Consider the following 6,574-nt stretch of genomic DNA (forward strand, 5'->3'; position numbering starts at 1 on the left):
CCGATCTCAGTCGGGCTTTGAGCGGCCCTTGCGCTTTGCCGGCTGCGCGGGTGCACCCTCTTTCTTCGCATTCTGCGCAGACAACTGCTGCGCATGGCCCAGCAGGTAATGCACCAGCAATCCTACCGGCCGGCCAGTGGCGCCCTTTGCGGCCCCCCCTTTCCATGCGGTTCCGGCAATGTCGAGGTGCGCCCACGGAAGCTCTCCCACGAAACGCTGCAGGAACTTGGCAGCAGTGATAGAGCCACCTGCCCGCCCCGCCACATTGCCCATGTCCGCGAAATTGCTCTTCAAGCCCTCGGCGTAGTCCTCGTCCAGCGGCATGCGCCAGCAAAGGTCCTCAGCCGTCTCCCCGGCCGAAGCAAGGGCTGCGGCAAGTGCGTCGTTGTTGGAAAAGAGTCCACTGCGCACGCCTCCCAAAGCAATCACACAGGCCCCGGTCAAGGTGGCGATGTCCACCAACGCCGCAGGCTTGAAACGCGCTGCGTAGGTCAATACATCACACAGAACCAACCGACCTTCCGCGTCTGTATTCAACACCTCGATGGTCTGACCGCTCATGCTGGAAACAACGTCACCGGGTTTCACAGCCCGACCATCCGGCATGTTCTCACAGGCGGGAATGAGGCCGACCACATTGATCGCAGGTTGCAATTCTCCAAGTGCGCGAAACACGCCGAGCACACTCGCTGCGCCACACATGTCGAACTTCATTTCATCCATTTCGGCAGCAGGCTTGATGGAAATGCCGCCGGTATCAAAAGTGATGCCCTTACCCACCAACACCACCGGTGCCTCGGCCTTGCCCGCACCGCTGTATCGCAGCTCGATCAACCGCAGCGGCTCCTCCGAACCTTGCGCGACAGCGATGAATGCACCCATGCCCAGACGGGCCACGTCGTTGGGGCCATGCACTTTGCACTGGATGCGGGGTTGCCCCGCAAGGGACTTGGCGGCTTCGGCCAAAAGACTCGGCGTTGCGTGGTTGGCCGGACGGTTCCCCCATTCCCTGGCAAATTCCACGCCCCCCACCAGCCCAACCCCTTGCGCAAAAGCCTCGCGAACCGCCTCTGCACGGGGGACACCGATCACCACCCGGTTCAAGGTGCGCGCTTGCGCCTTGGACTTGGTGGTGGTGTAGACATAACTGGCATCCGCCACTGCCTGCACGGCAGCGCATACCCCACCTGCCTGGGCATCCCCAGCAAAGCAAACCACGGCACGCTTGACCTGGGGCAACCTGAAACTTGCGGCGATGGCCTGCAGCGCCAGACGAACGGCGCGGGCCGAGCCATTGCCAGCCCCCAGCAAAACGACGCGACGCGCGCTCAAGGCCGGTGCCAGATAGAGTTGCAGGCTCTTTCCTGCTTTGGTATCGAGATCGCCACATTTGAGCGCATGGTCCACGAGCACCGACAAGGCATCCCGTCCCGGCCTGAAGCCCTCGGGGACCAATACGACCAGGAGATCGCATTTTTCGGTTGCCGCTGCTGGCAGCGCCAGCGTCTTCAGATCAAAGTTCATAATCGCTGTTTTCCTTCGAGCCAATGTTATTCGATTCATCCATTCGCAAAGAACTGGCGCGCAGCTTTGGGGCGACGCTCGTCGTGCTGGTGACCGTGGTCATGACCATGATGCTGATCCGTACCCTGGGCCAGGCGTCGCGCGGCAGCGTCAATCCTTCCGACGTCATGCTGGTCATGGGTTTCACGGTGCTGGGGCAGCTCCCCACCATTCTCAGCCTGAGCCTTTTCATGGCCGTGGTGAGCGTGCTGTCACGCATGTACCGGGACAGCGAAATGGTCATCTGGTTCTCAGCCGGCCAGGGTCTGGTGAGTCTGCTTCGCCCCTTGCTGCGCTTCGCGTGGCCTGTGATGGCGGTCATTGCCATCCTGTCCTTGGGCGTGTGGCCCTGGGCCAATGCGCAGATACAGGAACTCAAGACCCGGTATGAACAACGCAGCGACATCGACCGCATCGCACCAGGTGAGTTTCAGGAATCCGCCAACGGCACCCGGGTGTTCTTTATCGACAAGGACAGCCCGGACACACAGGTAGGTAACAATATTTTCATCGCTACCAGCAACGGCACCAAGGAGTCGGTGACATCCGCCCGCAGTGCCCGACTGGAGGTACGCGCTGGCGAACGTTTTGCGCTGCTCAGCCAGGGGCAGCGGCTGGAATCCGCCACGGACCAACATGGCCTGAAGATCAGCGAGTTCGCCGAATACGGCACGCGCATAGGGTCGGCCTCCAGCACCTCAACAGAACAGCTCGCTGTCAAAACCCGCACCACGCATGAGTTATTGATGGAATCGACGATTCCCGCCTATCAGGCAGAACTGGGCTGGAGGCTGGGACTCGCGCTGGCAGCAATCAATTTTGTGATTCTGGGCCTGGCGCTGGCCAGCGTGAACCCGCGCGCCGGGCGCAGCGGAAGCCTGATGTTTGCCCTGTTCGCCTTCGTTGTTTACTTCAACCTCATGACGCTGGGACAGAGCTGGGTGGGAGCAGGAAAGTTGAGCCTGTCAGCCTTTATGTTTTTCCTGCACGGTGGCACTCTCGTTCTCGCCCTGATCATTTTGGCCGTAAGGCACAACCGCTGGACATTGCGGCGCCTACAGCCTGCACGGAGGATCCCATGAAGGTACTTCGCCGCTTCATTCATCGCGAAGCCCTCCTTGCCGTGGGATTTGTGACCCTGGGTTTCCTGGCGCTGTTTTTTTTCTTCGATCTGGTGGACGAACTGCGCTGGGTTGAACGGGCGGGGCCTGACGGCTACCAACTGTCTCATGCGCTGCTCTTTGTCGCCCTGAGCATTCCCAGTCATCTGTATGAGCTACTCCCGATTACCGTACTCATCGGGACTATTTTCGTGATGGCGCGGCTGGCGCAAAGCTCTGAATTCACCATCATGCGCACGAGTGGCTTGGGTCCCTGGCAAGCGTTGCGCACGTTGCTGACACTCGGGGGATTTTTCGTGCTGCTGACGTTTGCCGTGGGTGATTACATTTCTCCCCTGACCGAACGGACAGCGCAGCTCATCAAAGTACGCCACCTGGGCCGATTGACCTCTGGCGCAACCGGCGCCTGGCTCAAGGAACGCCAACAAGAGCATTCCTATGCAGTGAACGTGCGCGCATTGGCGCCAGATGGCGGCATGATGGGCGTGCGCATTTTTGAGTTTGATGAGAAGGGGCAGCTGGCGTCGCAGACCTATGCGGAAACTGGACGCTTCACGTCGCCTGGGCACAAGGGAAGCTGGGAGTTACATCAGGTGCGGCGCAGCAGCTTTGTACTTCAAGGCGGTGAAGAAGCCCGTGTTGAACACTTACAGGCACCGATGCTGCAATGGCCGACTCGCATCAGCGCGGATATGGTTGCTGCTTCGCTGCTCAAACCTGACCGCATGGCCACGTTTGATCTCTTCCAATATATCCGGCATCTTGATGCCAATGGCCAGTCTGCCCAACGCTATGAAATCGAGTTCTGGCGCAAGGTTTTTTACCCATTGAGTTGCCTGGTGATGGTGGTGCTGGCATTGCCTTTTGCCTACTTGCACTTTCGTGCGGGCGGCATCGCAGCTTATGTGTTTGGCGGAGTGATGGCGGGCATCAGCTTCTTCCTGCTCAACAATGTTTTTGGCTACGCAGGCAATCTACAAAATTGGTCGCCGTGGCTCACTGCGGCTGCTCCGGGAATGATTTACTCCTTGTTGTCGCTTGCAGCCTTTGGGTGGCTTGTATTGCGACGCTGACCTTTGCGCCGCACGTTGTATGTTCCGAAAATCACCTGCCATCGTTCTCTTTTCGCATGGTTCACGCGATCCACTATGGCGCGCTCCCATCGAGGCTGTTGCCGCGCGCATTGGCTCGCAGCACCCTGAAATGCTGGTGCAATGCGCCTATCTTGAGCTTTGCGAACCCACATTGGCACAGGCTGCCGACCTACTCGCGCAACAAGGGGCGACCCATATCACGGTGGTACCCATGTTTCTGGGCACCGGCAAGCATGCACGCGAAGACTTGCCCGTGCTGGTGGAGCAACTGCGCTTGCGCCACACGTCAGTGCACTTCGCGGTGCAGGGTGCAATTGGTGAAGACAACCGTATGACAGCCCTGATGGCCGAGATTGCTTGCGACACTTCGGCAACCACACCATCCCTTTAGACAAATGCAGCATAATGATGCGACTTTTTAGGCTGCATCTGATATGAATCTGCACCAATTTCGATTTGTTCAAGAGGCCGCGCGCCGCAACCTCAATCTGACCGAAGCCGCCAAAGCCCTGCACACATCCCAACCGGGTGTGTCCAAGGCGATCATTGAGTTGGAAGAGGAACTGGGGATCGACATCTTTGCGCGCCATGGCAAGCGGCTCAAGCGCATTACAGAGCCAGGCCAGCATGTCCTCAAAAGTATAGAAGTCATCATGCGTGAGGTGGGAAACTTGAAGCGCATTGGCGAGCAGTTCAGTGCGCAAGACAGTGGAACGCTGTCTATCGCAACAACCCACACCCAGGCTCGCTATGTACTGCCCGTACCAGTAGCGCGGCTGCGAGAGGCGTACCCCAAAGTCAACATCAGCCTGCACCAGACCACGCCTGACCAGGTCGCCCGCATGGTCATTGATGAAGTGGCAGAAATCGGCATGGCCACCGAGTCGCTGGCCGACTATCCCGAATTGGTGACCCTGCCCTGCTATGAATGGCAACATGTATTGGTGCTTCCCCCCAACCATTCGTTGATCCATAAAGAACGCATTGGCCTGGATGACATAGCCCATGAACCACTCATTACATACCACCCCACATTCACAGGTCGGGGCAAGATTGATCTGGCTTTTGCAACCAGGCGCCTGCAGCCTCGCATTGCACTGGAAGCCATAGACTCAGACGTGATCAAGACTTATGTCCGGCTAGGCCTGGGCATAGGCATCGTGGCAGAAATGGCCATGCGTGACGACCCGGTGGGTGATCTGGTGGTACGCCCCGTGGGACATCTTTTCGGTCAAAGCGTAGCACGCGTGGCTTTTAAGCGCGGCGCCTATTTACGCAACTTTGTCTATAAATTCGCCGAACTGCTCAGTGACCGTCTGAGTCGCGAATTGATTGCCCGCGCCATGACCGGGCATGTCAACGATTACGAGCTCTGATCAGTCGGCAGAGTTTTCCAAGCCTCCATCTCGTCCGCCCTCTCCCCATGACAAACACGCTGCAGAAATCGCTCACCCCCACATTTCCGAGCAAGCTGCCCCACGTTGGCACCACCATTTTTACCGTCATGTCGGCATTGGCCGCGGAGCATGGTGCGGTTAACCTGGGCCAGGGGTTTCCTGATTTTGAATGTGATCCTGCCTTGGTAAACGCTGTGACCCAAGCCATGAAGAATGGCCACAACCAGTACCCGCCGATGCCTGGCATTTCTGCGTTGCGCGAAGCAGTTGCTCTAAAAATTGAAGCACTGCATGGCCGAAAATATGATCCAACCACGGAAATAACCATCACGGCAGGAGCCACTCAGGCGATCTTCACAGCCATTCTTGCCATCGTGCATGCGGGCGATGAAGTCATCGTGCTCGACCCCTGCTATGACAGCTACGCGCCCAATATTGAATTGGCGGGTGGCACCGTTGTTCGCGTACCTCTTACCCCAGGGACTTTTCGCCCTGACTTTGATCGCATCGGCGCAGCAATCACACCACGTACCCGCGCACTCATCATCAACAGCCCGCACAACCCGAGCGCCACCATCTGGAGTGCCGCGGATATGCAAAAACTACAGGATCTGCTGGCGCCCACCAACATCCTGCTCATCAGCGACGAAGTCTACGAACATATGGTTTTCGATGGCGCCGAGCACCAGAGCGCTGCCCGTTTTCCGGGGCTTGCATCTCGCGCGTTTGTCGTATCGAGTTTTGGGAAAACTTTCCATGTCACAGGATGGAAGGTCGGAGCTGTCGCCGCACCCGCATCGCTCACTGCCGAATTCCGCAAAGTGCACCAATTCAATGTGTTCACCGTCAATACTCCGATGCAACATGGATTGGCGGAGCATCTGAGAGATCCAGCACCTTATCTGCAACTGCCAGCTTTCTATCAGGCCAAACGCGATCTGTTCCGCCATGGACTGGAAGGCTCCCGCCTGAAACTGCTACCCAGTACGGGCAGCTATTTCCAGTGTGTCGACATTTCTGAAATAAGCACTCTTCCTGAGTCCGATTTTTGTCAATGGCTCACACGCGAAGTGGGTGTTGCAGCTATCCCTCTCTCAGCTTTCTATGGCGATAGTTTCAACCAAGGTGTGATCCGCTTCTGTTTTGCTAAAAACGATGCAACCCTGCGTGAAGCAATTACACGTTTACGAAAACTCTGAGAAGGTAGGCGGGATGGATTGTACGGTTGAAGGACGGACAGTTTCCCGCCTCCATAAGACACGCATATGTTTTCTGCCCCCAAGCAGAAACGCCCCACTCAAATGTTGAGCGGGGCGTTACTGGGCTGTAAGAGCCTGACGATGACCTACTTTCACACGGGAACCCGCACTATCATCGGCGCAAAGTCGTTTCACTGTCC

Annotated in this window: 6 protein-coding genes; 5 read left to right on the plus strand and 1 reads right to left on the minus strand. The window is 57.6% G+C overall.

The genetic code is table 11. The features are described 5' to 3' along the window. Positions 1-6: 6 nt before the first annotated feature. Positions 7-1,524, minus strand: coding sequence for a leucyl aminopeptidase (locus tag BLW02_RS11025; protein ID WP_092698515.1), 1,518 nt, complete (start codon positions 1,522-1,524; stop codon positions 7-9). A gap of 23 nt (positions 1,525-1,547) precedes the next feature. Here BLW02_RS11025 and lptF point away from each other — a divergent pair, with 23 nt between their 5' ends. The 5 genes from lptF to BLW02_RS11050 are packed head-to-tail and all read left to right on the plus strand — an operon-like array spanning position 1,548 to position 6,374. Continuing rightward, positions 1,548-2,645, plus strand: a complete 1,098-nt coding sequence (gene lptF, locus BLW02_RS11030) for an LPS export ABC transporter permease LptF (protein WP_092698517.1) — start codon at positions 1,548-1,550, stop codon at positions 2,643-2,645. Then, positions 2,642-3,757 carry an LPS export ABC transporter permease LptG gene (lptG, locus tag BLW02_RS11035; protein WP_092698519.1) on the plus strand — a complete coding sequence of 372 codons (1,116 nt, stop codon included), beginning with the start codon at positions 2,642-2,644 and terminating at the stop codon, positions 3,755-3,757. Before lptF ends, lptG begins: the two co-directional genes overlap by 4 nt. A gap of 19 nt (positions 3,758-3,776) precedes the next feature. After that, entirely contained in the window at positions 3,777-4,169 is a 393-nt protein-coding gene (locus BLW02_RS11040) for a sirohydrochlorin chelatase (protein WP_092698521.1), read from the plus strand. 43 nt (positions 4,170-4,212) lie between these two features. Further along, positions 4,213-5,154: a CysB family HTH-type transcriptional regulator gene (locus BLW02_RS11045; protein ID WP_026436814.1), complete on the plus strand. Its 942-nt coding sequence runs from the start codon at positions 4,213-4,215 to the stop codon at positions 5,152-5,154. Between the two features lie 47 nt (positions 5,155-5,201). Beyond that, the gene (locus BLW02_RS11050; RefSeq protein WP_092698523.1) at positions 5,202-6,374 is read left to right on the plus strand and encodes a pyridoxal phosphate-dependent aminotransferase; all 1,173 of its coding nucleotides are present in this window, start codon (positions 5,202-5,204) and stop codon (positions 6,372-6,374) included. The last annotated feature ends 200 nt before the right edge of the window (positions 6,375-6,574 follow it).

The sequence above is a fragment of the Acidovorax soli genome (assembly GCF_900107605.1).
Classification (GTDB): domain Bacteria; phylum Pseudomonadota; class Gammaproteobacteria; order Burkholderiales; family Burkholderiaceae_C; genus Acidovorax; species Acidovorax soli.